This window comes from Streptomyces sp. NBC_01410 (assembly GCF_045040195.1).
Taxonomy (GTDB): Bacteria; Actinomycetota; Actinomycetes; order Streptomycetales; family Streptomycetaceae; genus Streptomyces.
Window position 1 is genome coordinate 3,996,105 of the sequence record NZ_CP109530.1, and the last position, 25,450, is coordinate 4,021,554.

Annotated in this window: 26 protein-coding genes and 1 pseudogene; 14 read left to right on the forward strand and 13 right to left on the reverse strand. The window is 69.3% G+C overall.

Annotated elements, in window-relative coordinates; translation table 11 throughout:
* Positions 1–76 precede the first annotated feature (76 nt).
* The gene (locus OG741_RS18185) at positions 77–805 is read left to right on the forward strand and encodes a GDSL-type esterase/lipase family protein (protein WP_405599148.1); all 729 of its coding nucleotides are present in this window, start codon (positions 77–79) and stop codon (positions 803–805) included.
* A gap of 112 nt (positions 806–917) precedes the next feature.
* On the opposite strand, the gene OG741_RS18190 is transcribed toward OG741_RS18185, so the two are convergent.
* Together OG741_RS18190 and OG741_RS18195 are read right to left on the reverse strand one after the other, a co-directional pair.
* A complete protein-coding gene (locus tag OG741_RS18190; protein WP_405599149.1) occupies positions 918–1,382 on the reverse strand; it encodes a hypothetical protein in 465 nt (154 codons plus the stop codon).
* Positions 1,383–1,646: 264 nt separating this feature from the next.
* Positions 1,647–2,150 (reverse strand): carboxymuconolactone decarboxylase family protein, encoded by a 504-nt coding sequence (locus tag OG741_RS18195; protein ID WP_405599151.1) that lies wholly within the window; start codon positions 2,148–2,150, stop codon positions 1,647–1,649.
* A gap of 25 nt (positions 2,151–2,175) precedes the next feature.
* Between OG741_RS18195 and OG741_RS18200 the strand changes: the two genes are divergently transcribed.
* The 3 genes from OG741_RS18200 (at position 2,176) to OG741_RS18210 (ending at position 4,400) form a co-directional block, all read left to right on the forward strand.
* The gene (locus tag OG741_RS18200; RefSeq protein WP_405599152.1) at positions 2,176–2,691 is read left to right on the forward strand and encodes a MarR family winged helix-turn-helix transcriptional regulator; all 516 of its coding nucleotides are present in this window, start codon (positions 2,176–2,178) and stop codon (positions 2,689–2,691) included.
* A 92-nt stretch (positions 2,692–2,783) separates the two neighbouring features.
* On the forward strand, positions 2,784–3,362 hold the full coding sequence (locus OG741_RS18205) for a Uma2 family endonuclease (protein ID WP_405599153.1): 579 nt from the start codon (positions 2,784–2,786) through the stop codon (positions 3,360–3,362).
* A gap of 48 nt (positions 3,363–3,410) precedes the next feature.
* Positions 3,411–4,400, forward strand: a complete 990-nt coding sequence (locus OG741_RS18210) for an aldo/keto reductase (protein ID WP_405599155.1) — start codon at positions 3,411–3,413, stop codon at positions 4,398–4,400.
* 146 nt (positions 4,401–4,546) lie between these two features.
* Here OG741_RS18210 and thpR read toward each other — a convergent pair whose 3' ends face one another.
* From thpR to OG741_RS18225, 3 genes are all read right to left on the reverse strand, one after another.
* Positions 4,547–5,116, reverse strand: coding sequence for an RNA 2',3'-cyclic phosphodiesterase (gene thpR / locus OG741_RS18215; protein ID WP_405599158.1), 570 nt, complete (start codon positions 5,114–5,116; stop codon positions 4,547–4,549).
* A 263-nt stretch (positions 5,117–5,379) separates the two neighbouring features.
* Positions 5,380–6,693 (reverse strand): MFS transporter, encoded by a 1,314-nt coding sequence (locus tag OG741_RS18220; RefSeq protein WP_405599160.1) that lies wholly within the window; start codon positions 6,691–6,693, stop codon positions 5,380–5,382.
* A gap of 27 nt (positions 6,694–6,720) precedes the next feature.
* Positions 6,721–7,164 carry a MarR family transcriptional regulator gene (locus tag OG741_RS18225; RefSeq protein WP_328676417.1) on the reverse strand — a complete coding sequence of 148 codons (444 nt, stop codon included), beginning with the start codon at positions 7,162–7,164 and terminating at the stop codon, positions 6,721–6,723.
* Positions 7,165–7,298: 134 nt separating this feature from the next.
* On the opposite strand from OG741_RS18225, the gene OG741_RS18230 reads away from it, so the two are divergent.
* Complete coding sequence (locus tag OG741_RS18230; protein WP_405599163.1) at positions 7,299–7,481, forward strand: ribbon-helix-helix protein, CopG family; 183 nt, start codon at positions 7,299–7,301, stop codon at positions 7,479–7,481.
* A gap of 28 nt (positions 7,482–7,509) precedes the next feature.
* Here the strand turns inward: OG741_RS18230 and OG741_RS18235 are convergent, their stop codons facing one another.
* Complete coding sequence (locus tag OG741_RS18235; protein ID WP_405599165.1) at positions 7,510–8,970, reverse strand: NCS2 family permease; 1,461 nt, start codon at positions 8,968–8,970, stop codon at positions 7,510–7,512.
* 181 nt (positions 8,971–9,151) lie between these two features.
* On the opposite strand from OG741_RS18235, the gene OG741_RS18240 reads away from it, so the two are divergent.
* The 4 genes from OG741_RS18240 (at position 9,152) to OG741_RS18255 (ending at position 14,296) form a co-directional block, all read left to right on the forward strand.
* On the forward strand, positions 9,152–9,457 hold the full coding sequence (locus OG741_RS18240; RefSeq protein WP_405599167.1) for a DUF2530 domain-containing protein: 306 nt from the start codon (positions 9,152–9,154) through the stop codon (positions 9,455–9,457).
* 106 nt (positions 9,458–9,563) lie between these two features.
* Complete coding sequence (locus OG741_RS18245; protein WP_405599170.1) at positions 9,564–12,023, forward strand: HAD-IC family P-type ATPase; 2,460 nt, start codon at positions 9,564–9,566, stop codon at positions 12,021–12,023.
* A 306-nt stretch (positions 12,024–12,329) separates the two neighbouring features.
* Positions 12,330–12,998 carry a class I SAM-dependent methyltransferase gene (locus OG741_RS18250; RefSeq protein WP_405599171.1) on the forward strand — a complete coding sequence of 223 codons (669 nt, stop codon included), beginning with the start codon at positions 12,330–12,332 and terminating at the stop codon, positions 12,996–12,998.
* A 467-nt stretch (positions 12,999–13,465) separates the two neighbouring features.
* Positions 13,466–14,296 carry a hypothetical protein gene (locus tag OG741_RS18255; protein ID WP_405599173.1) on the forward strand — a complete coding sequence of 277 codons (831 nt, stop codon included), beginning with the start codon at positions 13,466–13,468 and terminating at the stop codon, positions 14,294–14,296.
* Between the two features lie 242 nt (positions 14,297–14,538).
* Here the strand turns inward: OG741_RS18255 and OG741_RS18260 are convergent, their stop codons facing one another.
* The 4 genes and pseudogenes from OG741_RS18260 to OG741_RS18275 all read right to left on the reverse strand — a co-directional run.
* Positions 14,539–14,694 carry a hypothetical protein gene (locus tag OG741_RS18260; RefSeq protein WP_405599174.1) on the reverse strand — a complete coding sequence of 52 codons (156 nt, stop codon included), beginning with the start codon at positions 14,692–14,694 and terminating at the stop codon, positions 14,539–14,541.
* Positions 14,695–14,887: 193 nt separating this feature from the next.
* A complete protein-coding gene (locus OG741_RS18265; RefSeq protein ID WP_405599176.1) occupies positions 14,888–15,127 on the reverse strand; it encodes a hypothetical protein in 240 nt (79 codons plus the stop codon).
* A 264-nt stretch (positions 15,128–15,391) separates the two neighbouring features.
* Positions 15,392–15,682 (reverse strand): hypothetical protein, encoded by a 291-nt coding sequence (locus OG741_RS18270; protein WP_405599179.1) that lies wholly within the window; start codon positions 15,680–15,682, stop codon positions 15,392–15,394.
* Positions 15,683–15,699: 17 nt separating this feature from the next.
* Positions 15,700–16,242 (reverse strand): annotated as a pseudogene (locus tag OG741_RS18275) (polymorphic toxin-type HINT domain-containing protein); the annotation flags it as partial.
* A 34-nt stretch (positions 16,243–16,276) separates the two neighbouring features.
* On the opposite strand from OG741_RS18275, the gene OG741_RS18280 reads away from it, so the two are divergent.
* Positions 16,277–17,512, forward strand: a complete 1,236-nt coding sequence (locus tag OG741_RS18280; RefSeq protein ID WP_405599181.1) for a hypothetical protein — start codon at positions 16,277–16,279, stop codon at positions 17,510–17,512.
* Between the two features lie 27 nt (positions 17,513–17,539).
* On the opposite strand, the gene OG741_RS18285 is transcribed toward OG741_RS18280, so the two are convergent.
* Complete coding sequence (locus OG741_RS18285; RefSeq protein ID WP_405599182.1) at positions 17,540–18,043, reverse strand: ATP-binding protein; 504 nt, start codon at positions 18,041–18,043, stop codon at positions 17,540–17,542.
* 187 nt (positions 18,044–18,230) lie between these two features.
* Here OG741_RS18285 and OG741_RS18290 point away from each other — a divergent pair, with 187 nt between their 5' ends.
* The 4 genes from OG741_RS18290 (at position 18,231) to OG741_RS18305 (ending at position 21,138) form a co-directional block, all read left to right on the forward strand.
* The gene (locus tag OG741_RS18290; RefSeq protein ID WP_405605639.1) at positions 18,231–19,145 is read left to right on the forward strand and encodes a Scr1 family TA system antitoxin-like transcriptional regulator; all 915 of its coding nucleotides are present in this window, start codon (positions 18,231–18,233) and stop codon (positions 19,143–19,145) included.
* Positions 19,108–19,236 (forward strand): DUF397 domain-containing protein, encoded by a 129-nt coding sequence (locus OG741_RS18295; protein WP_405599185.1) that lies wholly within the window; start codon positions 19,108–19,110, stop codon positions 19,234–19,236. Before OG741_RS18290 ends, OG741_RS18295 begins: the two co-directional genes overlap by 38 nt.
* A 274-nt stretch (positions 19,237–19,510) precedes the next feature.
* Complete coding sequence (locus OG741_RS18300) at positions 19,511–20,419, forward strand: hypothetical protein (protein ID WP_405599187.1); 909 nt, start codon at positions 19,511–19,513, stop codon at positions 20,417–20,419.
* Positions 20,420–20,556: 137 nt separating this feature from the next.
* Complete coding sequence (locus tag OG741_RS18305) at positions 20,557–21,138, forward strand: hypothetical protein (protein ID WP_405599189.1); 582 nt, start codon at positions 20,557–20,559, stop codon at positions 21,136–21,138.
* A gap of 62 nt (positions 21,139–21,200) precedes the next feature.
* Here the strand turns inward: OG741_RS18305 and OG741_RS18310 are convergent, their stop codons facing one another.
* Together OG741_RS18310 and OG741_RS18315 are read right to left on the reverse strand one after the other, a co-directional pair.
* Positions 21,201–21,953, reverse strand: a complete 753-nt coding sequence (locus OG741_RS18310) for a calcium-binding protein (RefSeq protein WP_405599192.1) — start codon at positions 21,951–21,953, stop codon at positions 21,201–21,203.
* An 85-nt stretch (positions 21,954–22,038) separates the two neighbouring features.
* Positions 22,039–25,173: a sacsin N-terminal ATP-binding-like domain-containing protein gene (locus tag OG741_RS18315; protein WP_405599195.1), complete on the reverse strand. Its 3,135-nt coding sequence runs from the start codon at positions 25,171–25,173 to the stop codon at positions 22,039–22,041.
* Positions 25,174–25,450: the final 277 nt, after the last annotated feature.

A 25,450-nucleotide genomic window follows, 5' to 3' on the forward strand; every position in this document is an offset into this window, starting at 1 on the left:
CCTGATGCCTCCGGACCGGCGGCCGTGGTCAGCCTCACATCGCAGGTGCGGGGCTTGATCGGACATGATGACCCCCATGCGTTTCATGTTCGTCGGCGACTCCATGACCATCGGACGCGCCGGCGACTACACGTGGCGCTACCGGATGTGGCAGCACCTTGCCACGACCTTCGAGGGCCCGTACGAGATCGTCGGACCCCGGACCGAGCTCTACGACACGGCGGCGAACGCACCGGTCTCCCACACCTACGCCGACCCGGCCTTCCCGGCCGAAGCCCGCCGCCATCTGTCCGGCTGGGGCGAGGGCTGGCTCCACATGGCCCCGGTGATCCGCGAGGCGGTCGCCACGCAGCGGGTGGACATCCTGCTGGTGTCGCTCGGCCTGATAGACCTCGGCTTCTACACGGACAGCACCCAAACCGCCCTGAACGCCCGCCGGTTCATGACCGAGGCCCGCGCGGCCAATCCCCGTGTACGGATGGTCCTGCTGCCGGTCATCCCCAACATACGGGCCCGCTCCGACGCCCCTTTCGCGGCGGAGTGCGACCGCTTCAACGAACTCCTGGCCAAGGCGGTCGCCGACCTCGACACGGCCTCCTCGCCGGTCCTGCTGGCGTCGCCGCCGCAGTCGTACGCCCTCGACACGGACACGTACGACGGGACGCACCCGGGCCCGACGGGCGAACACAAACTGGCGGCGGCGTTCGCGGACACGATGCACCAGGCGTGGGGGCTGGGCGGGCCGTACGGCGTCACGGCGGGGCCGTCAGAGCCGGGCGCCGCCCACCAGCACCCTCTCGTGTAGCAACTCCGGCACCGAACCGCAGCGCCGAGGTTCGGGCCCGCTGGGAAGTTCCGCCGGGTGATCGGGGTGGCGTCCCGCGCGCGGGACGCCACCCCATGCAGCCTGACGGCGGTCAGAACACGAACGGGCCCGGGGTCTGCGCGGACGTGGCGTTGCACGTCACCGTGATGCCGAAGACGACTACCGTCAGCGACTTCCCCTCCAGGCTGTCGCCCGCGGCGACTGTCCCGGTCAGCGGGCCGGTCGACACATCGCCCCCGGCAGGGATGGCCGGGTTGGAGTTGCCGGCGAACGTCGCCGTGCCGGAGCCGTTCTTGGTGAGGTTGAGGGTCGACTTTACCGAGTTCGCCGAGATGGCCAGGGGAGACTTGATGGCCGAGGTCGACACGCTGATGGTCGCGGCCGTGCCGTCCTGAGTGGCCGTGAGCGTCGCCGTGCCGGAGCCGAAGGAACCGCAGTCGAAGGAGAGGGTGGCCGTCTCCGGTGTCACGGCGGTGGCGATGGGTGCCATGACGAGCACGCCTGCGGCGACAGCTCCGCCCAGTAACGCGCCTGTGGTGAATGTGCCGTACTTCATGGGGATCCCGCCTTCGTGTGGGGGTTACGGGTTGGCGCCACCGGCCACCACGTCCGGTCCGCGGCTCGGCTCCTGACGGGCAGTCAGTGACACTGCCATTGCGGCATGGACACCTCAAAAGGGCAAGGAGGATTCCGCAAGCTTCGCCGCGCACCGGCCAGTTCCGGACTTCACATGCGCGGAGCCGATCCGCACCCCGCGCCCGCCAACTGCCCTTACAAGATTGCCCGCCGGGGCACCCACCCCCGGGTGCCCCGACGCGCCCTACGCCCGGGTGAGTCGGTTGGCCAGCGTCGACATCGTGTACGTGCCGATGCCCATGACCACCTCCAGCGCGTTCTGCTCGGTATAGCCGTGCGTGAAGAACGCCTTCAGCTCCTCGTCACCCACGCCGCCCGCCGTACGCAGCGCCTCCAGCGTGAACTGCCGCACCGCTTCGAGCCGTTCGTCGCCCACCGGCTTCCGCTCGCGCAGCGCGGCGATCAACTCCTCGTCCGCGCCCAGCGCCCGGAGCTTGCCGGTGTGCATCTCGACGCACACATGGCACTCGTTCCGCGTCGCGACCACCATGATGACCACCTCGCGGGCGACCGGATCCAGGGTCGCCTGCTCGAACATCGCGCTGAGCTTCAGGAAGCCGTCCAGCAACTGCGGCGAGGAGGCAAGCCGCGCGACGGCGGGTGGCAGGTGCCCCAGATGCTTGATCGTGGACTCCATGGCGCGACGCGACGCGGGCGGTGCCGATTCCAGGGTGTGTTCGGTGAACATGCGAGAGCCTCCTACAATCGACAACATGGTTGACGATAAGAAGGTAAACCAGGTTGTCGAATCACGCAACGGTCTTGGCGACACGCCTGGTTACGAGCTGCCCCTGCTCCTGTTCGCCGGTTTCCGCTCCCTCATCGACCGCCTCCACGCCGAACTGGCCCAGCAGGGCCACCCGGACGTCCGCCCCGCGTACGGCTTCGCGATGCAGGCGATCGGCGCGGGCGGCGCGACGGCCAGCGAGATCGGGCGGCGCCTCGGGGTCTCCAAACAGGCCGCGGGCAAAACGGTCGACCGCCTCGTCACCCTCGGCTACGCGGAACGCACGGACGACCCGTCCGACGCCCGCCGCAAGCTCGTCCGCCTCACCGCGCACGGCATCGACGCACTGACCCGCTCGGCGGTGATCTTCGACGAACTGCGGGCGGAGTGGGCGGGCGCGGTCGGCGCGGGGCGCGTGCGCGAGATCGAGGAGACGCTGCGTACGGTCGTCCCGGCGGACGCGTTCCGGCTGGACGCGGCGGGGTGGTTCGGCGGCGCGTGACGAGTTATCGCCACGGTGTGACGTGATCACCGTGCGTATCGTTGTACGAGGCGACTGCATGCAACTACGCAGCGGTGGGGAGGAGTGCCACGGTGAAAGTTCTTGACGACAGGATCACGATGGCCGACAACATCAACGAGCAGATCTTGGACGAGATGTTCGAGCAGATGTCAGTCCCCGAGGGCTACAAGGCCGAGATCGTCGAGGGGGCCATCTACATGTCGCCGCAACGGGACACTCACTGGGAGATCATCCTGGACATGATCGAACAGCTGCGGTCCAAGTACCCGAGGAAGCGCCTGAAGTCCGACGTCCGCATCGACTACCCCGGCTATCTCAACGGGTTCGCGACGGACGTGACCTTGCTGGCCGAGGGTGCGGTCAAGACCGTGTCGGGCAAGTGGCGATACGAGGATGTCCAGTTCGTGGCGGAGGTCATCTCCAAGAGCACCGGTGCCAACGACTACGGGCCGAAGCTGGCCGCGTACGCCACCGCCGAGGTCCCCGTCTATCTGATCGCCGACCCCTACCAAGGCAGGTGCCACGTCTATAGCCAGCCCAAGGGCGGCGAGTACGCAAGCGAGACAACCGTTGCCTTCGGCACGGACGTCGACCTCACCCACACCCCCCTCGGGCTCACCCTCTCCACCGACGAGTTCCCCCGCGACTGACCTCGCGCACTTGCCTGGAGCGCGCTCCAAGGCGTTGGCTGAAGAACCATGAAGTACACACAGCTCGGACGCACCGGACTCAAGGTCAGCCGACTCGTCCTCGGGACGATGAACTTCGGGCCGCAGACCGACGAGGCCGACAGTCACGTCATCATGGACGCCGCGCTCGGCGCGGGGATCAACTTTTTCGACACCGCCAATGTGTACGGCTGGGGCGAGAACAAGGGCCGCACCGAGGAGATCATCGGCTCCTGGTTCGCCAAGGGCGGCGACCGGCGCGACAAGGTGGTCCTCGCCACCAAGGTCTACGCGAACATGGCCGCCGACGGCGACGCCTGGCCCAACCACGACCGGCTCTCCGCGCTCAACATCCGCCGGGCCGTCGACGCCAGCCTCAAGCGGCTGCGTACGGACCACATCGACCTCTACCAGTTCCACCACATCGACCGCCGCACCCCGGTCGAGGAGATCTGGCAGGCCATCGACACCCTGATCGCGCAGGGCAAGATCCTCTACGCCGGCTCGTCCAACTTCCCCGGCTGGAAGATCGCCCAGACCAACGAGATCGCCCAGAAGCGCGGCTCGTACGGCCTCGTCAGCGAGCAGTGCCTCTACAACCTCGCCGAACGCCGCGCCGAGATGGAGGTCATCCCGGCCGCGCAGGAGTACGGACTCGGGGTCATCCCCTGGTCGCCGCTCCACGGCGGTCTGCTCGGCGGCGTGATCAAGAAGGAGAACGAGGGCAGGCGCCGGGCCTCGGGCCGCTCGGCCGAGGCGCTCACGAACACCGAGGTGCGGGCACAGGTCCAGGCGTACGAGGACCTGCTCGACAAGCACGGACTGGAGCCCGGCGAGGCCGCGCTGGCCTGGCTGCTCACCCGGCCGGGAATCACCGGTCCCATCGTCGGCCCGCGCACCGCGGACCAGCTGGCCTCAGCGCTGCGCGCCGTGGAGCTGGAGCTGAGCGAGGAGGTCCTGTCCGGGCTGAACGAGATCTTCCCCGGTCCGGGGCCGTCCCCGGAGGCCTTCGCCTGGTAGGGAGCGACGGGGCAGGGCAGCAGTGACGCGGCCGTGGGGTGGTCAGGCTACTGGCCGACCACGGCCGCCACGGCGATGATCGCGAACATCAGCACGAGCACGCCGGCCATGATCTGGTTTCTGGTCTTGGGGTTCACCCTTCGAGACTAACCGGCCCGCCCGAGCGGCCAGGCACCGACCGTCTCGTACCGCGGCTGCTCGCCGCGCACCCCGCTCACCGGAAGATTGCTGCGCACGAGCGCGAGCTCGCCGACCTCCCAGGGCGTGCCCTCGAAGGCCTCCAGCTCCTCGACGAACGGGCGCAGATCCGCGTCGTCTCGGCTGCGGGCGATCGTGAGATGAGCCTGGTAGCGGCGGTGCTCGTCCATGCCGATCCCGGCCCGCCGTGCGGCAGCGTCCGCGCGCTCGGCGAGCAGCCGCATCTCCTCCAGACCGCCCGCCGCACCCGCCCACAGCGCCCGGTGCCCGAAGCGCCCACCGCGGTGCAGCCGCAGCGGGAAGCCGGCGGTCCGATGCGCGGCCCGCCCGAGCCGCTCATGCAGTTCGGGCAGCAGGGCGTCGTCGACCTCCCCCATGAAGGCCAGCGTGAAATGCCAGCCGGGCCGACCGGTCCAGCGCAGGGCGTCCGCGCCGGGGAGGGTTCTCAACCGGTCGACTTCCAGGGCGAGTTCGTCGACGGCGGGGGTGGGCGGGAGTACGGCGGCGAAGAGTCTCATGATCCGAGTCTGACGCACGGGGGGCCGCCTGCGGCGGGGCTTGTCCCCACCCCGCCCCTTCCCGAACTGGGGGCAAGCCCCCAGACCCCCACGCGCTTCGCACGTGTCCTCAAACGCCGGACGGGCTGAATGTGCGGCTCGGCGCACACCCAGCCCCTCCGGCGTTTGAGGAGCGGGGTCCGGGGCGGAGCCCCGGTTAAGGGAACGGGCGGGGTGGGGAACAGGCCCGCCGCAGGCGACCCGCGCCCGCACCCCGCGACCCCCTACGCCGCCACCAACTCCTCCCGCCGCACGAACTCCACATGCCTCCGCCCCCGCCTCAGATCTATTTTCAGGCGCAGCCCGCCCACCCGGGCGAGCATCACGCCGACTCCTGTCGCCGCCACCAGCGCCACCGCACCGCCCGCCGCGAAGCCGATTCGCGGTCCGTACGTGTCGGTGATCCAGCCGACCAGGGGCGCGCCCAGCGGCGTACCGCCCACGAAGACCATCATGAACAGGCTCATCACCCGGCCCCGCATGGCCGGTTCCGTCGCCATCTGGATGCTGGCGTTGGCCGTGACATTGACGGTCAGGCCGAACATCCCGATCGGCACCAGCAGCACCGCGAAGATCCAGAACTGCGGCGCGAACGCGGTGACGATCTCCAGGACGCCGAAGAGCATCGCCGCGGCCACCAGCACCCGCAGTCGCGAGGTCCCGCGCCGGGCCGCGAGCAGTGCTCCCGCCAGGGAGCCGGCTGCCATCAGGGTGTTGAGCAGTCCGTACGTACTGGCACCGGAGTGGTAGACGTTGTTGACGAAGGCCGAGAGCCAGATGGGGAAGTTGAAGCCGAAGGTGCCGATGAAGCCGACGAGCACGATCGGCCAGATCAGCTCGGGCCGCCCCGCGACGTACTTCAGCCCCTCCCGCAACTGCCCCTTGCCGCGCGGCGCGCGTTCGATCTTGTGGAGCTCGCCGGTGCGCATCAGCAGCAGGCCGGCGAGGGGCGCGATGAAGGACAGGCCGTTCAGCAGGAAGGCGTAACCACTCCCGACGGCCGTGATCAGTACACCGGCGACGGCCGGGCCGACCAGCCGCGCGGACTGGAAGTTGGCGGAGTTGAGGCTGACCGCGTTGGACAGCTGCTCCGGGCCGACCATCTCGGCGACGAAGGACTGGCGTGCCGGATTGTCGACGACCGTGACAAGGCCGAGAAGGAAGGCAGTGAGGTAGACGTGCCAGACCTGGACATGGCCGCTGAGCGTGAGTGCGGCGAGCGCCAGGCCGGTCAGGGCCATCGCCGACTGGGTGGCGACCAGCAGCTGCCGCTTCGGCAGCCGGTCGGCGAGCACCCCGCCGTACAGCCCGAACAGAAGCATGGGCAGGAACTGCAGCGCGACGGTGATGCCGACGGCGGACGCGGAGCCGGTCAGGCTGAGGACCAGCCAGTCCTGGGCGATGCGCTGCATCCAGGTGCCGGTGTTGGAGACGACTTGCCCGGTGGCGAAGAGCCGGTAGTTACGGATCTTCAGCGAGCTGAACATGGTTGTAGGGGAGGGTGCGGGTGCGGAGTGTGCTCCGGGTCCCGGACTCAAAAGTGTTCGCCTCCTTGGCTGTGCGGATCAGAGGTGCGCGAGCTTCTCCAGTACGGGGGCGGCGGCACGCAGCTTCGCCCAGTCGTCCTCGTCCAGACCCTCGGCGAGGGAGGCCAGCCAGGCGTTCCGCTTGCGGCGGCTCTCTTCGAGCATGGCCTCGGCCTGCTCGGTCTGGCTGACGACCTTCTGCCGGCGGTCATCGGGGTGCGGCTCGAGCCGGACGAGCCCCTTGGCCTCGAGCAGCGCCACGATCCGGGTCATGGACGGTGGCTGGACATGCTCCTTGCGGGCCAGCTCACCGGGGGTGGCGTGGCCGCAACGGGCGAGGGTGCCGAGCACAGACATCTCGGTCGGGCTCAGCGATTCGTCGACGCGCTGATGCTTCAGGCGCCTGCCCAGCCGCATGACGGCCGAGCGCAGGGAGTTCACGGCGGCGACGTCGATGTCATCACCATGGGACAGGTCAGGCATGTTCGTTAGCATAACTCATTACCCAGCCTAAAGACCAGTGGGGGTTACTGCCACGCCGGATTCACCACTCATATGAGTGAGACGTATCCGGAAAGTGACGCGGCTGCGGCGGCGGTCCGGCGACTCTGACTGCCATGGAATCGACTGTGCTCAGCCTCCGCATAGACGATGAGCTCCTCGACCGGCTCAGGCACCATGCCGCAAGACGCGGAATGAGCGTCCAGGACTATGTGGTCCGGACGCTCATGCGCGACGACTTCGACGAACGCTTCAAGGCTGCCGTCGTCGAGACAGAGAAGTTCTACGGGCTTACGTGAAGCGGCGCAGGTCAAGAGGCGAAGAGGCTTACGTAAGACCCAGCGCCGGCATCGCGTAGTAGAAGACGAACACCGCCGACACCACGTACATCGCGACGGGCACCTCGCGGCCCCGCCCGGCGGCGAGCCTCAGCACGCTGAAGGCGATGAAGCCGATGCCGATGCCATTGGTGATGGAGTACGTGAACGGCATCATCACCATCGCCAGGAAGGCCGGGACGGCGACGGTGTAGTCGTTCCAGTCGATGTCGCGGACCGAGCCCGCCAGGATCAGGAAGCCGACCGCCAGCAGCGCGGGCGTCGCCGCCTGGGAGGGGACCATCGTGGCGAGCGGCGTGAGGAACAGCGCCACCCCGAACAGCGCACCCGTGACGACCGAGGCGAGTCCGGTACGGGCCCCCTCGCCGACGCCCGCCGTGGACTCCACGAAGCAGGTGTTGGCGGACGACGAGGATGCGCCACCGGCCGCCACCGCGATGCCGTCGACGATCAGGACCCGGTTGATGCCGGGGAGGTTGCCGTCCTTGTCCATCAGCTTGGCCTCGTCGCCGACGCCGAGGATGGTGCCCATCGCGTCGAAGAAGCAGGACAGCAGCACGGTGAAGACGAACAGCGCGCCCGTCAGAAAGCCGACCTTCTCGAAGCCGCCGAAGAGACTGACCTGGCCGACGAGCCCGAAGTCGGGGGACGCGACCGGATTTCCGGGCCACGTGGGCGTGGTCAGACCCCAGGACGGGACCGTGGCGACCGCGTTGACGACCATCGCGACGACCGTCATCACGACGATGGAGATCAGGATCGCGCCCGGCACCTTGCGGATGATCAGCGCGAGCGTGAGCAGCGCGCCGAGGGCGAAGACGAGGACCGGCCAGCCGTCCAGATGACCGCCGGTGCCCAGCTGGAGCGGGACGGTGGTCCTGGCGACGTCCGGGATACGGGAGACGAAGCCCGAGTCGACCAGGCCGATCAGCATGATGAACAGGCCGATGCCGATCGCGATGCCCTTGCGCAGACTGCGCGGCACGGCGTTCATCACGCGCTCGCGCAGACCGGTGGCCACCAGCAGCAGCACGACGAAACCGGCGAGGACGACCATGCCCATCGCGTCCGCCCAGGACATCCGGGGCGCGAGCTGGAGGGCGACGACGGTGTTCACGCCGAGTCCGGCCGCGAGCGCGATCGGGACATTGCCGATGACGCCCATGAGGAGCGTGGAGAAGGCCGCGGTCAGCACGGTGGCGGTGACGAGCTGGCCGCCGTCGAGCTGGTGCCCGTACATGTCCTTCGCGCTGCCGAGGATGATCGGGTTCAGCACGATGATGTAGGCCATCGCGAAGAACGTGGCGAATCCGCCGCGGATCTCGCGGGGGACCGTGGAGCCGCGCTCGGAGATCTTGAAGAAGCGGTCCAGGCCGCCGAGGGGCCCGGAGGGCACCGGGGCCGGGGCCGGGAGCGCGGAGTCGACCTTGGCGGTGGCCGTGGGGGGCATGCGAGACCTCGTCGATCATTTTTGGCCGGTTTTAGACGTTCCTACGAACAAAACCAGTCGGACGCAAACCGCTTCAGTATGAACGTATAAGGTGGATTGTGGTATCTCCGCGCGTAGACCCCTGAGGTCAGAGGGCCGTGGGGGCGTGAGGGGCCGGTACGGGGCAACCTAGACTGGCCGTATGGCGAAGTGGACCCCCAAGCACGAGGCACCCGAGCCCCTTGAGGGGCCCGTCGTCGCCACCATCACCGGCGGAACGATCCTCTGGTTCGTCCTCTTCCTCGTGCAGATCCCCTTCTACAACTGGTTCGCCGACCGTGACCTGATGTGGTGGGTGTGGACCTGCCTGGCCGGCGGCGGTCTCGGCCTGATCGGCATCTGGTACGTGCGCGGCCGGGACGCGGCGCTCAAGCGGGCGAAGGCGGAGTCCGCGGAGACCTCCCCGGACGATGCGGACGCCGCCGCCGCGAGCGACGAAAGCAAGTGACCCCTACGGCACCCGTACTGCCGAAGGACGATTCGCCTCCTACCCCGGTCTGATCTGCCGCGGACTCGGCGGGTGAACCGGCCCCTCCCGCCGTACCGTCGAAACCATGACGCAGCGGGCGAGGACCCACACGGACGGCCCCGAGCCGGGCGGCCCTGCCATCGACGCGGGAGCCGAGCTGGATCCCGTACACCCTCGAACGCCGCCGAAGTCCGCGCTTGCGCCACGGGCCGAGGGGCTGACTACGGCGGAGGTCGCCGAGCGGGTGGCGCGCGGCGAGGTCAACGACATACCCGTCCGCTCCTCGCGCTCCACCGTCGACATCGTCCGCGCCAACGTCTTCACCCGCTTCAACGCCATCATCGGCGTGCTGTGGGTGATCATGCTCTGCGTCGCGCCGTTCCAGGACAGCCTCTTCGGCTACGTGATCATCGCCAACACCGGTATCGGCATCATCCAGGAGCTGCGCGCCAAGAAGACCCTGGACTCCCTGGCGCTCATCGGCGAGGCGAGGCCGAAAGTACGGCGGGACGGCACCGCCGCGGAGATCTCCACCTCCGAGATCGTCCTCGGCGATCTCGTCGAACTCGGCCCCGGCGACAAGGTCGTCGTGGACGGCGAGCTGGCGGAGGCGGACAACCTGGAGATCGACGAGTCGCTGCTGACGGGTGAGGCCGACCCGGTGATCAAGCACCCCGGGGATACGGTGATGTCGGGGTCCTTCGTGGTCGCGGGCGGCGGCGCGTTCACGGCGACGAAGGTGGGGCGGGAGGCGTACGCGGCACAACTCGCGGAGGAGGCGTCCCGGTTCACGCTCGTCCACTCCGAACTGCGCAGCGGTATCAGCACGATCCTCAAGTACGTGACCTGGATGATGATCCCGACCGCGATCGGGCTCGTCATCAGCCAGCTGGTCGTCAAGGACAACAACTTCAAGGACTCGGTGGCCAGAACCGTCGGCGGCATCGTCCCGATGATCCCCGAGGGGCTGGTCCTGCTGACGTCCGTCGCCTTCGCGATCGGGGTCATCCGGCTCGGCCGCAAACAGTGCCTGGTGCAGGAACTCCCCGCGATCGAGGGCCTGGCGCGGGTCGACGTCGTCTGCCTCGACAAGACCGGCACGCTGACCGAAGGCGGCATGGACGTCACGGAGCTGCGGCCGCTGGGCGGTGCGGACGAGCCGTACGTACGCAAGGTGCTCGGCGCCCTCGGCGAGTCCGACCCGCGGCCCAACGCCTCCCTGAAGGCGATCATCGACACGTATCCGGACAGCGAGGACTGGCGGTGCACGGAGTCACTGCCGTTCTCGTCCGCGCGCAAATACAGCGGCGCCAGCTTCAGTGAAGGCAACGGCGAGAGCTCCACGTGGCTGCTCGGCGCGCCCGATGTGCTGCTGCCGCAGGACGACGCGGCTCTCGCGGAGATCGAGCAGCTCAACGAACAGGGCCTGCGGGTACTGCTGCTCGCCCGGGCCGCGGGCGAACTGTACGCCCCGTCCGTCGCCGCCGGGGCGCGGCCGACCGCGCTGGTCGTCCTGGAACAGCGACTGCGCCCGGACGCGGCCGACACACTGCGCTACTTCGACGAGCAGAAGGTCCACGCCAAGGTCATCTCCGGAGACAACGCGGTGTCCGTGGGCGCGGTGGCCGGGAAACTCGGCCTGCCCGGCGCCCAGAACACGGTCGACGCACGCCGACTGCCCGCCGAACAGGCCCCGATGGCCGAGTCCCTCGACGCCCACTCGGTCTTCGGCCGGGTCACCCCGCAGCAGAAGCGCGACATGGTCGGCGCACTGCAGTCACGCGGCCACACGGTCGCGATGACGGGCGACGGGGTGAACGATGTGCTCGCCCTGAAGGACGCGGACATCGGCGTCTCGATGGGCTCGGGCTCGGAGGCGACCAAGGCGGTGGCCCAGATCGTGCTCCTCAACAACAGCTTCGCGACGCTGCCGTCGGTGGTGGCGGAGGGGCGCCGGGTGATCGGCAACATCACACGGGTCGCCACGCTGTTCCTGACCAAGACGGTCTACTCCGTGCTGCTGGCCATCCTCGTGGTCTGCTCGCAGGTCGAATACCCCTTCCTGCCACGGCACTTGACGCTGCTGTCCACGCTGACGATCGGGGTACCGGCCTTCTTCCTGGCGCTGGCCCCGAACAAGGAACGCGCGAAGCCGGAGTTCGTACGCAGGGTGATGCGGTACGCGATCCCGGCGGGGGTGATCGCGGCGGCGACGACGTTCGCGACCTACCTGCTCGCGCGCTCCTACTACAGCGGCCCCGGCTCCCTCGACGCGGAAACGAGCGCGGCGACGCTGACCCTGTTCCTGGTCTCGATGTGGGTCCTGGCGATCATCGCCCGCCCGTACACGTGGTGGCGGGTGTGCCTGGTGGCGGCGATGGCGGCGTGCTTCCTGATCGTGCTGATCGTGCCGTGGCTCCAGGACTTCTTCGCGCTGAAGCTGGTGGGAGCGGTCCTGCCGTGGATCGCGGTGGGGATCGCGGCGGCGGGGGCGGTGCTGCTGGAGGTGTCCTGGCGGGTGGTGGCCCGGAGGTACGGGGCATAGCCGGTGCCCTCGGCGGGCGGTGTCTGCCGGACCGCTCCACCCGTCGAGGCCAATCCCATGAGGCGTGTGGCCCCGGACGCGTCGGCAGCTGCACCGCCGGCGCCCTGCGCCCGCTACGCGACCCGGCGTCTCACGGGGTCTGCTCGCCTCAAACGCCGGACGGGCTGAATGTGCGGCTCGGCCGCACACCCAGCCCCGCGCAACAGTCGACCGCCCGGCGGCATTCTGGGCGTCCCGGCGGTCCCGGCACAGCGCAAGGCTCGCCGTACCAGCCGCAAGTCCGTTGTGCGGTCCTATCGTTGGCTGATGCGCACACACCATATTGACCGCCCAGCCGATCTCGACGTCGTACGTGAGTCCTATGACCGGGTGGCCGACAACTACGCCCACATGGTGCTGACGACGGGATTCGGCGACATCCGTACCCACCCCTGGCTCAAGGCTTCAATCGACGCCTTCGCCGACACCGTGAGCGAACTCGGGCCTGTCCTGGACGTCGGCTGCGGACCCGGAACGGTGACCGCCTACCTGGCCGAACGCGGACTCGACGTGTCCGGGGTAGACCTCTCCCCTCGCATGATCGAGAACGCGCGCCGTCTTCATCCGCAATGCCGCTTCAGCGTCGCCTCTGCCACCGAACTCAATCTTGGTGAAGCATCCCTTGGCGGCGTGCTCGGGTGGTGGTCACTGTTCAACCTCCCCCGCGACGTCCTTCCTCAGGTCCTCGCCCTGTTCGCGCGTGCCCTGAAGCCCGGCGGACACTTCATCACCGCAACACACGTCGGCGACGAAGACGCGGTGCGCACCGAGGCATACGGAGGAGTACCCGTTCGTTGGACGACGCACAAATGGCGGCCGGAACAGCTCGTGGACCTGATCGAGCAGGCCGGGCTGCGCCCGGTCGCCGAACTCCGGCTCCCTGCGGATGAGCACAGCGGGCCGGGTCTGGTCGTCATGGCCAAACGCCCCGACTGAGGACCAGAAACCGGAGGCGACACAGGGCCCGAGCAGTCGAACCCGCGCGGCCCCGTGCCGCCCCAGACGTAGGGCTTGCCCCACTGTGCCTTGGCGGGCGACACCGTGCGTATCCCATCCGCACAGAGCCGCCCGGTGACCGATCCCGCCGCCCCCGGGACTTCTTCGCGCTGAAGCTGGTGGGAGCGGTCTTGCCATGGACCGCGGTGGGGATCACGGCGGCGGGGCGGTGCTGCCGGAGGTGTCCTGGCGGGTGATGGCCCGGAGGTACGGGGCGTAGCCGACTGCTCAGCCGTGCGGGGTCGCCAACGTTTCTTTGCCTGTACAGGCCCTGACTGTGTGTAAACCTCTGGCCTGTAGGGTCTTCCGGAGCAACTCGGTGGGGGGCGGGGTGCGTTGAGCCGAGCCTGAGAGTGCCCCCATGAGTCGCGCACATCGGACACATCGAAGACCATGGGGGACCCTTAATGAAATACACCGGCCTGAGGCGCAAGCTCAGCGCCATAGCCGCCGGCGCAACGTTCGCCCTGCTTCTCCCCGCCACCGCTGCGGACGCCGCTAACACCGCTGGCACACAGGTCTATTCGGGCAACGGCTGGAAGGCACTTCCCGGCATCCATTCCCTGTCGGGGGACGGCACCGGATACACGATCCAGTTCGCCAGTGCCGACGCCCGGACCAAGCTCGGCCCCGCCGCCAAACAGGCCGCGGCCCAGCTCACCTCGGTGACCGGCATCAAGTTCACCGTCTCGACGGCCCTCAAAGCCTCCCCCGAGAAGTGCGCGACACAGCCACGCCACGTCCTGACGCTGGGCACCAAGTACCGCCCGTTCGACGGCAAGCGGGGCATGTCCCGCGCGTGGCACTGCTACAACACCGGTGACCACAGCGTGTGGGGCGGATGGTCGTGGATCGACACGGAGTACTGGTCGAGGCCCGACTGGTTCAGCGGCAACAAGACCACCAACGCGGCCATCCTCAAGAACGCCATCAACCACGAGATCGGCCACATGGTCGGCCTGAACCACCCGAACAAAGACCTCAACCATGACGGCAAGACGGCCGACTTCGAGTGCCCGCTGACCCCGAAGAAGTACCGGCCGCTGATGTGCTCGCCCAACGGCGGCTACACCACGGCGGACGGCGGGGGCAAGTTCACGTCGCTCGAGACACCTGGCCTCAAGCAGCTCGCGGCCAACTGGACCCTGCCTGCCCCGGTTGCCCCGGGCGCCAAGACCCCCTTCGCCACGACGGCACCCGGCATCGACAGGGGCGCGCTCGGCGGAGCCGAGTCCTGAGGCGAAACAGAGGCAACACCTGAGCCAGCAACGCTCCTCACCTCGCGGGGTGCCGCGGGTACCACCTGCGGCACCCCGAAACGCTGGTGAGCCGGCAGCCATCCTCAGAGGCGGGTGGGTCGCGCGCGTGACGGACGTTCACGGGGGCTTGGCGTCGGCGGAATCCATTGCAATGCACGGCGGTCCCGCCAGAGCATTCCGGCGGGACCGCCACTACGTCACTCTTGCTCAGCCGGATGTGATCAGGCTGTCATCCGGGCGATCACATTCTCGAGTGCCTCGTCCAGAGAGGTCCGCGAGACGATCTCCCGCTGCTCTCTCTCGACCCGGCCGGTGGAGACTTCCGCGACTTGAATCTCGGCCTTGCCATTGCTCCACACAATGATCTCGCCGAGCATTTCCTCGGTCTCCAGGATCAACTGAACCGAGCTCGGGTCGAATTCCGCCGGAGACTGGACGAGTTCGCTTGCGATTCCGCTCTCACGAAGACGCGCTTCGGGCGGGGCATCGGCCCGCGGACGTGAACGCGGCTGGGGCCGGTGCGGTACGGCCTTGCCGCCCGTGCCGCACCGGCCCCTTTTGCTCCGCTGGTTACCCTTCTCGCGTTACATAAGGCGAGAGCAGCGCCTCGGCCCTGCGGTCGACCTCGTCCTCTGGGACGAGCGGCCGTAGTTCCGGGTCGAAGAACTCCAAGAGGACCCGGGACTCCGTCCAGGGGATCCCGACCGCCTCGTCGAGGATCCGCAGCAGGTGCAGTGGGGTCAGCCTGAATTCCTCATCGAGCCTGAGCGTCTCGATCATCGCGAGGAGCCCCGCACCTTCTGCCGCCATCCGCCTAATCGGCTGCCTTCTCCACTGTTGCTTCCGCTCTATCTTCCGAAGTGGACCTGGACGTTTGTGTAGTGTCCGTGCTCGCCTACGACCTTGATGTCGTAGATCCTGCCGAACCCGTACCTCTTCGAGTTCCTGCCGGTGAAGGTGCCGGCCGCGACCTCCTCCAGCGTCTTTCCCTCGCGCAGCAGATTGTTGAACTCGTCCAGGTTGCTGGGAATGCTGCGGTTCCAGAGCTTCCTGGGAGCACTCGCCGTAATTCGACTAGGTCAGCGTCGCAGGCACAAGTCCCGAGAAATTCCCTCGCGACATTCCTTCTACGGCTCGCGAAATATCTTCACGAGTCACGCGAGGTACGACAATCAGGTTGGCGGCGGCGAAATATCCGACTCCCGTCATTTCGTCGGCCACCTCCTGCTTCAGGCGAGCCGTGTCGTAGATGGTCAGCTCGTAGGCCGAGTCGTTCTGCACCACCCGTACTCCGACCAGGTAGCCTTTCGCTTCGGTTTCGGCCTCGTACCCCGAAAGATAGTCGGGGAATTGAAGTTCGTACATGCTATGCCGCTCCCTTGCTATTCCTTCGACTTTATTTTCGCGAGCTCTTCCGTGTATCGCTCTGGAGTTAGATTCGCTCCTGGGGCGGGAACAATTTCATAGTGCCGAGGGTCCTTCCCGCGCTGGATGACACGCAATGTGTCCGGGAAGGTAGATTCGTCAATCTGATGGGGAACGAATCCCTTTGACGAGACGCTCCCTGAGTTGTCGAACACAGAAACTCCGTGTGTTTCACGCACCAGCCCGGTCCCGGCATCGACCTTGTAGTCGTTGGGTCGTGGAGTGAAGTTTGGCGTCGCCCCGCTCGGAGCGCCGCGGAAACATGAGCCCGGCCTGGCATTGTGCACGAGGACCGGCGTCTGGCCTGCTCGGACGTAGTAGGTGTGGGTGTTACTGACGGTGAGGTTGTGGACGCGCTGCTTCTGAGCCCACGTGCGGGTGGCGACGACGGTGCGGAGCGTGCCGTCGGGGGTGCGCAGGTGGTCTCCCGCGCGGAGGTTCCCGGCGCGCACCCAGGCTCGCTGATCGGCGAGCCACATGGGGTGGTTGTCGGTCGCGGTGAGGGTGCTCGTGGCCTTGCCGCGGTCCCCGTCGGTGTCAAACCTTCAGGACGCCGTCGGCGGCAGCACCCTCGCCCGCCCCGCCACACCGGAGAACGCCGTCACCACCGTCGGGTACCCCAACGTCGGGCGTAACCCGCAGGACCGGCCCGTCCAGTGCACCAGCCGGACTCAGGTTCTGCCGGGCTACAACCAGATGCGGATCGACTGCGCCGGCATGTGGGACGGCGTGTCCGGCGGACCGTTCTTCTCCACCCTCGACCGTGCCAGGGGCACCGGCGAGATCATCGGCAACGTGGGCGGCTGGAACGGCGGCGGGCCGGGCGTGCCCACCACCCACCCCGCGTACAACCGCATCTCCTACAGCCCCGTGTACACCGACCGCTTCTTCCAGCTGTACGACGATGCCGACAACGGCCGTCACAGCGACTTCGGCTCCTACCTCCAGCCGGCGCTGCCCTTCGCGATGGGCGGCTGGGAGCAGTGGCAGAACGCCAGGCTGCTGGCCACGGGGGAGTTCACCGGCGAGGGAAGCGGCGACCTGATCGCGGTCTGGGCCGACGGCTCGGTGGATCTCTACCAGGGCAGCGGCACCGGGGATCCGCAGCGTCCGTTCTCCGCCACCGTCCGGCTCGCCGCCCCCGGAAGCGTGTGGAAGAACGCCCGCGCGATCGCCGGTGGAAAGTTCACCGGCAGCGGTACCGACGGGCTCATCGTGCGCTGGAGCGACGGTGAGCTGAGCGAGTACCGGCATGTCGACAGGACGGGCTTCCACGACGAGAAGGCCTTGGCCAAGCACAAGAACTGGCAGAACGCCAGGCTGATCAGCGTCGGCCGGCACACCCCCGGTGCGCTGCGGGACGACATGGTCGTCGTCTGGGCGAACGGCTCCGTCGGCATGTACGCGGATGTCGACACCAGAGCGGTGAGCAAGGGCACCTTCCTGGCGAAGCCCAACAAGACCTGGCCGTACGCCACACAGATCACCTCCGGTCAGTTCACCGGCAAGAACTCCGACGACCTGCTGGTCCGCTGGACGGACGGGGAAACCACCATCCACCCGGGTGTGGACTTCGCCGGCCTGCACGGCGAGATCAAGATCCGTCCGTCGAAGTCGCCCTGGTCCCGGGCAGACGTCGTGACCGCGGGAGCCTTCGGCCCCGACGCCGCGCGCAACGACGTCCTGGTCCGCTGGCGGGACGGGAGCGTCACCCTGCATCCGGGCGTCGACAAGGCGGGCTTGCACAAGGAGACAAAACTCGTGCGGTAACCGCGGTAACCCACCGGGTGTCAGCCCTCAGGGCATCGCCACCTCCGCCCATACGGTCTTGCCGATGGGCACGCGGGGTGTCGCACCCCAGCGACTGGCCAGCACGTCCACGAGGAGCAGGCCGCGGCCCGACTCGTCGTCGGGAGAAGGCTCGGGCGGACCGGTCGGGGGCCGGTCCGGGGAGGCGTCCGAGACCTCGATACGGATCAGGCACGGCCGCGTCTCGAAGCTCAGGCGGAGGTGGAACTCACGCCCGGGGACGCGGCCGTGGCGTACCGCGTTGGCGGCGAGCTCAGCGATCAGCAGGGCCACGGTGCCCGAGAGGTCCGACGTGGGCGGATGCCCCCACTGCTCCAGGCGCCGCACCGCCAGCCGTCTGGCGAGTTGGGCTCCCCGGGCCGACGAGGTGAACTGCGCGGCGAACGTGCGGTCTTCAACCCCGGCGTCGTGGGCCTCCTGTTCGAGCACCCCTACGGTCGATTCCGTCTCGCGCTCCGGGCCGTCGCCCGACATGGCCATGGTCTTCAGCACGTGCCGTCCATCCCAGTCCGTCGATCCTTCACACGACCCACAGTGCCCACAGCGTGTACGGGTCGTAACATTCCGTGCTCAAGAATCGTCCGCCGCGCCTACGCTCGGAAGGTGACGACGCCTTACATCGCAAGCGGTAAGGAACGGAAGTGAGCCCATGGCCAAAGGAATTCAGCCCGAGGAGTCGATGGCCGCGCTCTTCGGCTCACGTGTCCGCAGACTCCGTACGGCCGCTGGGCTGACCCAGGCCGAACTGGGCGCCAGAACGCATGTGGTCAGCACCCGGATCACCCAGATCGAGCGCTCGTCAGGTGCGAAACCGACCCTGGAGCTGGCTCGGGCGCTCGACGCGGCCCTCGGGGCGGACAATCTGCTGGTCGACCTGTGGCCGTACGTCTACCGGGAGGCATTCCCCGACTGGTCACGGGCGTTCATGGCGCACTCGGCGCGAGCGGTGGCCATCGGCGAGTATGCGGCGCATGTGGTGCCGGGTCTGTTGCAGACAGAGGAGTACGCGCGGGCCGTCCTGAGTGCAGGCCGAACGCTCAGAAGCGACGAGCAGTTGGAGGAGCGCCTTGCCGCCCGAATGCAGCGACAGGAGAGGCTCGCATCGCCCGACCAACCGGACCTGTGGGTCGTCCTGGACGAGGCCGTGCTGAGGCGTCCGGTCGGCGGCCGGGCTGTCATGCGGGAGCAGTTGGCCTGGTTGCTGGCGACAGACATCGATGCGCGCATCACCGTGCAGGTGCTGCCGTTCGACCAGGGCGAGCACGACGCGATGGGCGGATCGCTGACGGTTCTGACGCTGCCGGACGGCTCGGAAGTCGCCTACACGGAGGGCGCCGACTACGGCCAACTCATTGAGGATCCGGCAGAGGTCAGGCGCTATACGGTGACCTACGATCGGCTGCGGGCAGTAGCACTGCCCCCGCTCATGTCGCTCGACATGATCCGATCTGTGATGGAGGACGACTACCGTGCAGCGACTGTCCCGTCCCGATCTGAACGCCGCCGCCTGGCGCAAGAGCAGCTACAGCAATCAGGAGGGGGGCAACTGCGTAGAGGTGGCGGACGGATTCCCCGGCGTCGTGCCCGTCCGTGACAGCAAGGCCCCGAACCGTCCGGCCCTACTCCTCTCGGCAGCCTGCTGGGACTCGTTCATAGGCGAGTTGAAGGCCACCAACCGGGACTGAGTCGGCCGGGAGCCGGGGCCCGCAGCGGCATCCCGTAGCGGCCGGAACCTCGCGCGCCAGGGTCCGGCGGGCCACGAACTCCCCCAAAGAACCTGGGGTAAAGAACCACCTGCCCTCCCTCCCCTCCCGCTCGTCACCCGGACGAGTGACTGGCTTGCGGGGGCGGGAAGTTGGCGGTTACGTTCGCCGCAACAACCGCAGACATATGACGGCCCCCGGCCGGGACTGGCATCCCGATCGAGGGCCTCACCGATCAGGAAGACGTACCTTCCCGATGGCTGAACCGCAGTCTAACGCGCCCCTGCGCGCCTCCGCCGGAGCACCGACCTCCGGCGTGATCCACGTCCGCACCCGGCTTGCCGCCGACTTCACCGTGATCGCCAACGCCCTTGCGCAGCGCCGCGGAAGCGCGGTCACGGTCGGGGTCGCGGCCTACATCCTGTCGCTGCCGGACGGCGCACCCGTACGCATCGACGCACTGTGCGAGCACTTCACCGAGGGCGAGATCCTCATCTCCCGGGCCCTGCGGGAACTGGAGGCGGACGGCTATCTGGAGCGACGGCGCGAGCGCGGCCTGGGCGGCGTGCTCCGTACCCGGACGTTCTTCTACGACGTGCCGGTTGGCGATCCGCCCGAGCCTCCGGTGCCGCCATCGCCACCGCGTCCTCGCAGGTCCGGACCGTCTCCGCGGGAGCCCGAACCCGAGCCGCAGCCCGCGGCGGACATCGTGCCGGACACAAGGCCCGGTCCGGAGCCCTCTCCGCCTCCCGCCGCCACGGAACCGGATCCCCGGGCTCTGGTGATCCTGGCCTCGCTGCGCATCGTCGACCGTCGGCTGCTCCTCTCCCGCCGAGAGGTCGACCGGCTCGCCCCGGCCGTCACGCAGTGGCTCGCGCGAGGCGTCAGCCCCGAGGAGATCACCAGCCACCTCACCGACCGCCTCCCGAACCCACTGCGGGCCCGCCCGGCCCGCATCCTGGGCTACCGGCTCCGCGAACTGCCCCCGCCCCTCCCGACTCAGGCCGCCGCACCCTCCGTACTGCCTTGGCAGACCTGCGACGGCGGCTGCGAACGCGCCTTCCGCGCCGCCGAGCCGGGCCGCTGCCGCGACTGCCCGCCCGAGGCCGGCGTCGGGACCGGCCCGGTCACCCCTCACGAGGACGCCTGGCCCACGGCATGCTGAGCAGAGCAGGTGCCGCGGCTTCCCGGCGTGCCGAAGCTCTAGGTACTCGTACTCAGGACCGTCACTGGGGCGGCGCCTCATAATCGACGCGCACTGTCCCCATTTCAGCCTGGCCGTACGGGAATTGGAGCGCCTCCGTGAATCGTCTGACTGCCGCCTCGGCCGGTCTGTTCGTGCTGCTGGTCGTGTCCGTGACGGCGGGGTGCGGGACGGAGCGACCCGTCGACGACGCCGACGACGCCGCCACCTCCGCGTCCGCTTCGTACGAAGCACAGCGGAAGGCCGCGGAACGCAAGCACGACCGGCTGTTCCGGGACGTGGCCGCGGTCTGCTCGGACGCGGCGCCGACCGCGTCCCCGAGTACCGCCGCGCCCGAGCCGACGGACCCCGAGGCGCGGAAGTACGCGGAGAACCACGCGTACAAGCAGCTGCGCCCGCTCCAGGGCGCCGCGCTGTGCCGCGGGCAGGCACACGCGAAGCGGATCACGGCCGCGCTGGAGGCCGTCCACAGCGAGGCGGACCTGCGGTCCAAGCTGACCACCCTGGGCTACCCCGAGTCCACCGTCGAGGTGTACAAGACGGGAGGCTCCCTGGGCTTCACGTTCAGCGTCCCGGAGGCGGGCCCGTGCATCACGGGCCTGCTGACCTCGCCCGTGAAGGTAGAGGCCCACGGCCACTACATGGAGGGCGGCTGCATGGAACCCAGGGGCGGCCACTGACCTCCCGGCGCCTCCGGGTGTGGTGCCCGTCCTCGCGGGCGGGCACCGTGGCCCGACTGCGCCTAGCGGACGTCCACGAAGTCACCGGCGGTGGTGACCGCCGGGACCGTGGACCAGCCCGCGAAGGTCCAGCGCCAGTAGCCGTCGCTCGACGCCGTGACCGCGGTACGCAGATCACCAGTGGAGTTTGTCGTCACCGTCTTCACCGTCGAGTAGACAGAGGTGCCGCTCTTGCGGAACTGGAGCTTCACAGACTGGCCGGAGTAACCCCGGTACCTGTTCAGATTCCAGTCGGCCAGCAGCATCCTGCCGGTGACCGTGACCGGCTTGCCCTTCGTCACCGGCTCCGGCCCCGCGTCCACCGTCAGCGATGCTGCCCGCTGCACTCGCACGGTCGGGTAGTCGTTGCTGAAGTAGTCGCCGTCCTTCGCCTGTACCTGCGCGTAGAACTTCCAGTTCCCGCCCGCCACCTTGTTGCTGATGATGTCCGATGCGGGATCGAGGACGAACGACGCCGAGCAGGTCGTCAGGCCGCCCGAAGCCGTGCACGTCCCCGCCTTGTGATACGAGACGTCGAGCTCACCGTCGGTGCTGTGCCACAGCTCCAGGAACGTGTCACGGATGCCCGAGTCCTCCCGCACGGTCACGGAGACGGACACGGTCTTCTTGCCGGTGCCCAGGACGATGTTCTTGCCGCCGTTGACGACGACTTTGGTGACCGTCAGGTTTCCCTGAACGGCCTGGGCCGTCGGCGTGCCGAGCGCGGCTGCCGTCAGGGCGCCGGAGACGGCGGCCACGACGAAACGGGTACGCATGGGTGGGTTCCCCCCTCGGGAACGATCGATCCCGCCGCACTCCCCTGCGGCGGGATCTTGAATGGTGCCGAGAGTGTAAGGCCCGTCAGTCGAACCAGCGGTCCCGGGCCAGTTCCTCCGTGCGGGACGGGTCCTCCAGCAGGGCCGCCACCTCGAAGCGCCGGGGCCACTGGCCCGCCGACCAGGCCAGGCCCGCCGCCACGCCCTCCACCGTGGACGCGTGGATCACACCGTCCGGGGTGCGGCGCCATTCCAGTTCGGTGCCGCCTGCGATCAGTTCGTCGTGTTCGATGTACGTCGCCGGTGTGGACGGGCCGAGCAGGACGTGGACCGACTCGGGGACCTCGTGTTCCTCGCCCTGTGTCGTCACCTCCGCCGTGACCGTCTCGCTCAGCCGGCGGACCTGGAACAGTTCCGCCAGTTCCGCGGCGCGCGACGGCGTCACCGGGAGCAGCGCGAGGCCCTCGGCAAGGGGGAGCAGGTCCGGCGCGTCCGCGACCACCGCGTCTGCCGCGTCGACCACGCGGACCTCGCCGTCCACGACCGCGCGCAGGTCGTCCGGGAGGGTGACCTGGTCCGGGTCGAGGTCCGCCAGCGCCGTGTACAGGGCGTGGAGTTGGGCCGCCCGCACCGGGCGCGAAGGGTCGGCCAGGCGGCCGAGGAGTTCCGCCGCGCCGCCCGGTTCGTCGAGGAGTGCGGCGACCGAGGTGCGGACGCCGAGGGCCTGCAGGACCTGTGCGTCCTCGAAGCCTGTGGTGTCGGCGGACTCGTACAGGCCCGCCAGCAGCGGGTCCGCGCCCGAGGCCCGCAGGCCCGCCGGGCGGCGGCCGTCCAGGACCGGATGGTCCCGCAGCCACCAGGCCGTGTACGGACGGACCGTCTCCGTCGTACCGTCGGGCAGCAGGATCCGTACGGACTGGGTGAGCGCGTCCCGCAGCGGCGGCTGCGCCAGCAGCGCCAGTGCCTGCGGCCAGCAGTCGTCGTCGACCAGGTCCAGGTCACGGACGGCGACGACCTCCGTGGCGACCGGCGGCACGGGTGTGTCCGGCAGCCGGTCGAGGACGTCCTCGCACCACACGTCGACCGCGTCGAGCAGTCCCGCGTCGTCGGGCTCGGCGAAGTCCCCGTCGCGGGGCTCCAGTTCATCGGGGTCCAGGACGACATCCGTGGCCCGTACGAGCGCGAAGTTCGCCAGCACACCGCAGGCGGCGAGCGGCTGCTCGCCCCAGCGTTCGGCCAACTCGGTGTCGCAGAGCGCGAGTTCGTCCTCCCGCATGATCGACGCGAACGGGCTGCCGGGCAGCACCAGTTCACCCGCGGGCGCGAGTTCCCCGTCCTCGTCGGACAGGGCCAGCGCCCCCAGCCACGGCTCGTCCCCGGGTTCGAGACCCGCGTCCCGTACGAGCGCGAGCACCGTCTCCGCGAGCTCGTCCGCGTCCAGCGCGTCCTCGTCCCAGACCTCGCCCGCGTCCAGCGAGCCGGCGACCGCCGCACGGACCTGCGGCGTCGTCAGTACGGCGCGCGGTGTCGCGGGCAGTGCGCCCAGCTTCTCCAGGAGGGGGTGCGCGGCCTCGGGATGGACGACCTTCAGGCCGAGCCGGGCCAGCTGCGGCGGCGTCTCGGCCAGCGGCAGCAGCGTCTGGCGGGGCCCGATCGTCGTACGGCCGTCGGCGAGGGGCACGGGAAGCCCGGACAGCCGGTCGGGGTCGACCCCGGCGAGGCTGTCGTACAGCCGCTGCCACCAGCCGGGCTCGCGCTCAAGACCCGCGAGCCGGTCGACCGCCTCGGTCAGCGGCACCCGCGCGACACCGAGCGTGCGCAGCTCGACCCGGCGCTCAAGACCCGCGGGCAGCAGGCTCGGCAGCACCTCGGCCAGCACCTGGACCGTCTCCGTGCCCGCGCCCTCCAGGACCTCCGCCTCGATCGGCCGCAGCCCCGCGGAGATCTCGCGGTCCGGCAGACCGGTGTCCTCGCCGGACACGTCACGGGGCGCGGCCGCCTCCAGGAACGCCGTACGCGGCAGCCGCTCCAGGATCTCCGCCCGCAGCTTGCCGTCCAGCTCACCCTTGCCGAGCGGGCCGGGCACCAGGTCGATCGTGCCGACGGTCACCGGCTGCCAGCTGCCGAGCAGTTCGGCGTACGCGTCCGCCGCCTTGCGCACCAGGAAGTCGGTGAGCGGCCCGGGCGCCGGGTGGCGGCGGGTGGTGTCCAGCGGGAGGGACGCGATCAGCAGCGCGGGGACGCCGAGGGGTTCGTCGGTGGGCGTGGGCGCGTGCACCACGGGGGCGGTACGCGGCCGGGCCGGCGCGCCCGCATCGTCCACGGGCACGGCCCAGGTGACCGTCCAGTACGGCCGCAGCCGCTCCTCGACCGGCCGGTCCGCGAGCAGTGCGGGCTCGATGCCGCCGCCGTGGCTGACGACGCGCCAGCGCCGGTCGCCCTGCACGCTGTCCTCGACGTGTACGTACGCCCCGTGCACGGAGCGCCTCAACTCACGTACGCCGCCCGGAGTTTCGACGACGATCTCAGAGAGGCCGGCCAGCGTGAGCAGCAGCGCGTCGTCGATCCCGGCGAGCAGCCGCTCCACCAGGTCGACCGCGGCGCCGTCCCGCAGGGGCAGGACGACCACGGTGTCGTAGCCATCGGGAGCCGTGCCCTCGGCGGGCAGCGGCAGCCGCAACAGCGGTACGTGCCCGTCACGGCGGCGCAGCTCGTCACCGAGGCCGGGGCTCGCCTGGGCCGCCTGCTCGGCCAGTCCCCTGGCCTCCGCGAGGGACCAGCGCACGCCGCCGTGGCGTCCGACGACCGCGGGCTCGTCGCTCACCGCGAGGACGGCCGCGAAGCCGACGCCGAAGCGGCCGACGGCGGACTCGTGGCCCTCACGCTTGGCGCTGGCGCGCAGGGTGCTCAGGGACTCGACGCCGGTCGCGTCCAGCGACGCGCCGGTGTTCGCGGCGGCGAGGACGGCGGGCTGGTCGCCGGTGCCCGGCCGCAGCGTCAGCCGCAGGCGGCCCGGCACCTTGGCGCGGGCGGCCGCGTCGGCGGCGTTCTGGGCGATCTCGACGACGAGGCGGTCCCGGTAGCCGCCGAGCGCGAGGTCCTCCTCGGCGTTGGCGTCCTCCCGGAAGCGGGCGGGCGAGGCCCCCCACGCGTCGAGCACCCCGCGCCGCAGCCGCGCCGTCCCGAACGGGTCGGCCCACTCGGTCGTCCTGACGCTCACGCTGTGACTCCGCTCTCTCCGGTTGCGGGCGTATGCCGCGCATGCCTGTGCGGCCGAAGGTACCTCGGTGCGGGGGGTTGTGGTGCGGTGCGGGGTCCGCGGTGCGGGTGCCGTGGCTGGGTCCGGGGTGCGCGATGCCGTGTGGTGCGGGGTGCGGTGGCTGGGGCCGGGTTCTTTTCCCCAGCCCCGCCCCTTCCCGAAACTGGGGGCAAGCCCCCAGACCCCCGTATGCGACCTTCGGCCGCATGTCCTCAAACGCCGGACGGGCTGAAAATCA

Coding starts and splice junctions, on each gene's coding strand:
- OG741_RS18200 (WP_405599152.1), top strand. CDS start 2,176: ATGGTTGACGATAAGAAGGTAAACCAGGTTGTCGAATCACGCAACGGT.
- OG741_RS18190 (WP_405599149.1), bottom strand. CDS start 1,382: ATGAAGTACGGCACATTCACCACAGGCGCGTTACTGGGCGGAGCTGTC.
- OG741_RS18185 (WP_405599148.1), top strand. CDS start 77: ATGCGTTTCATGTTCGTCGGCGACTCCATGACCATCGGACGCGCCGGC.
- OG741_RS18235 (WP_405599165.1), bottom strand. CDS start 8,970: ATGCCCCCCACGGCCACCGCCAAGGTCGACTCCGCGCTCCCGGCCCCG.
- OG741_RS18225 (WP_328676417.1), bottom strand. CDS start 7,164: ATGCCTGACCTGTCCCATGGTGATGACATCGACGTCGCCGCCGTGAAC.
- OG741_RS18290 (WP_405605639.1), top strand. CDS start 18,231: ATGGCCGCGCTCTTCGGCTCACGTGTCCGCAGACTCCGTACGGCCGCT.
- OG741_RS18240 (WP_405599167.1), top strand. CDS start 9,152: ATGGCGAAGTGGACCCCCAAGCACGAGGCACCCGAGCCCCTTGAGGGG.
- OG741_RS18300 (WP_405599187.1), top strand. CDS start 19,511: ATGGCTGAACCGCAGTCTAACGCGCCCCTGCGCGCCTCCGCCGGAGCA.
- OG741_RS18195 (WP_405599151.1), bottom strand. CDS start 2,150: ATGTTCACCGAACACACCCTGGAATCGGCACCGCCCGCGTCGCGTCGC.
- thpR (WP_405599158.1), bottom strand. CDS start 5,116: ATGAGACTCTTCGCCGCCGTACTCCCGCCCACCCCCGCCGTCGACGAA.
- OG741_RS18260 (WP_405599174.1), bottom strand. CDS start 14,694: ATGCTCGGCGAGATCATTGTGTGGAGCAATGGCAAGGCCGAGATTCAA.
- OG741_RS18270 (WP_405599179.1), bottom strand. CDS start 15,682: ATGTACGAACTTCAATTCCCCGACTATCTTTCGGGGTACGAGGCCGAA.
- OG741_RS18210 (WP_405599155.1), top strand. CDS start 3,411: ATGAAGTACACACAGCTCGGACGCACCGGACTCAAGGTCAGCCGACTC.
- OG741_RS18265 (WP_405599176.1), bottom strand. CDS start 15,127: ATGGCGGCAGAAGGTGCGGGGCTCCTCGCGATGATCGAGACGCTCAGG.
- OG741_RS18250 (WP_405599171.1), top strand. CDS start 12,330: ATGCGCACACACCATATTGACCGCCCAGCCGATCTCGACGTCGTACGT.
- OG741_RS18245 (WP_405599170.1), top strand. CDS start 9,564: ATGACGCAGCGGGCGAGGACCCACACGGACGGCCCCGAGCCGGGCGGC.
- OG741_RS18230 (WP_405599163.1), top strand. CDS start 7,299: ATGGAATCGACTGTGCTCAGCCTCCGCATAGACGATGAGCTCCTCGAC.
- OG741_RS18310 (WP_405599192.1), bottom strand. CDS start 21,953: ATGCGTACCCGTTTCGTCGTGGCCGCCGTCTCCGGCGCCCTGACGGCA.
- OG741_RS18255 (WP_405599173.1), top strand. CDS start 13,466: ATGAAATACACCGGCCTGAGGCGCAAGCTCAGCGCCATAGCCGCCGGC.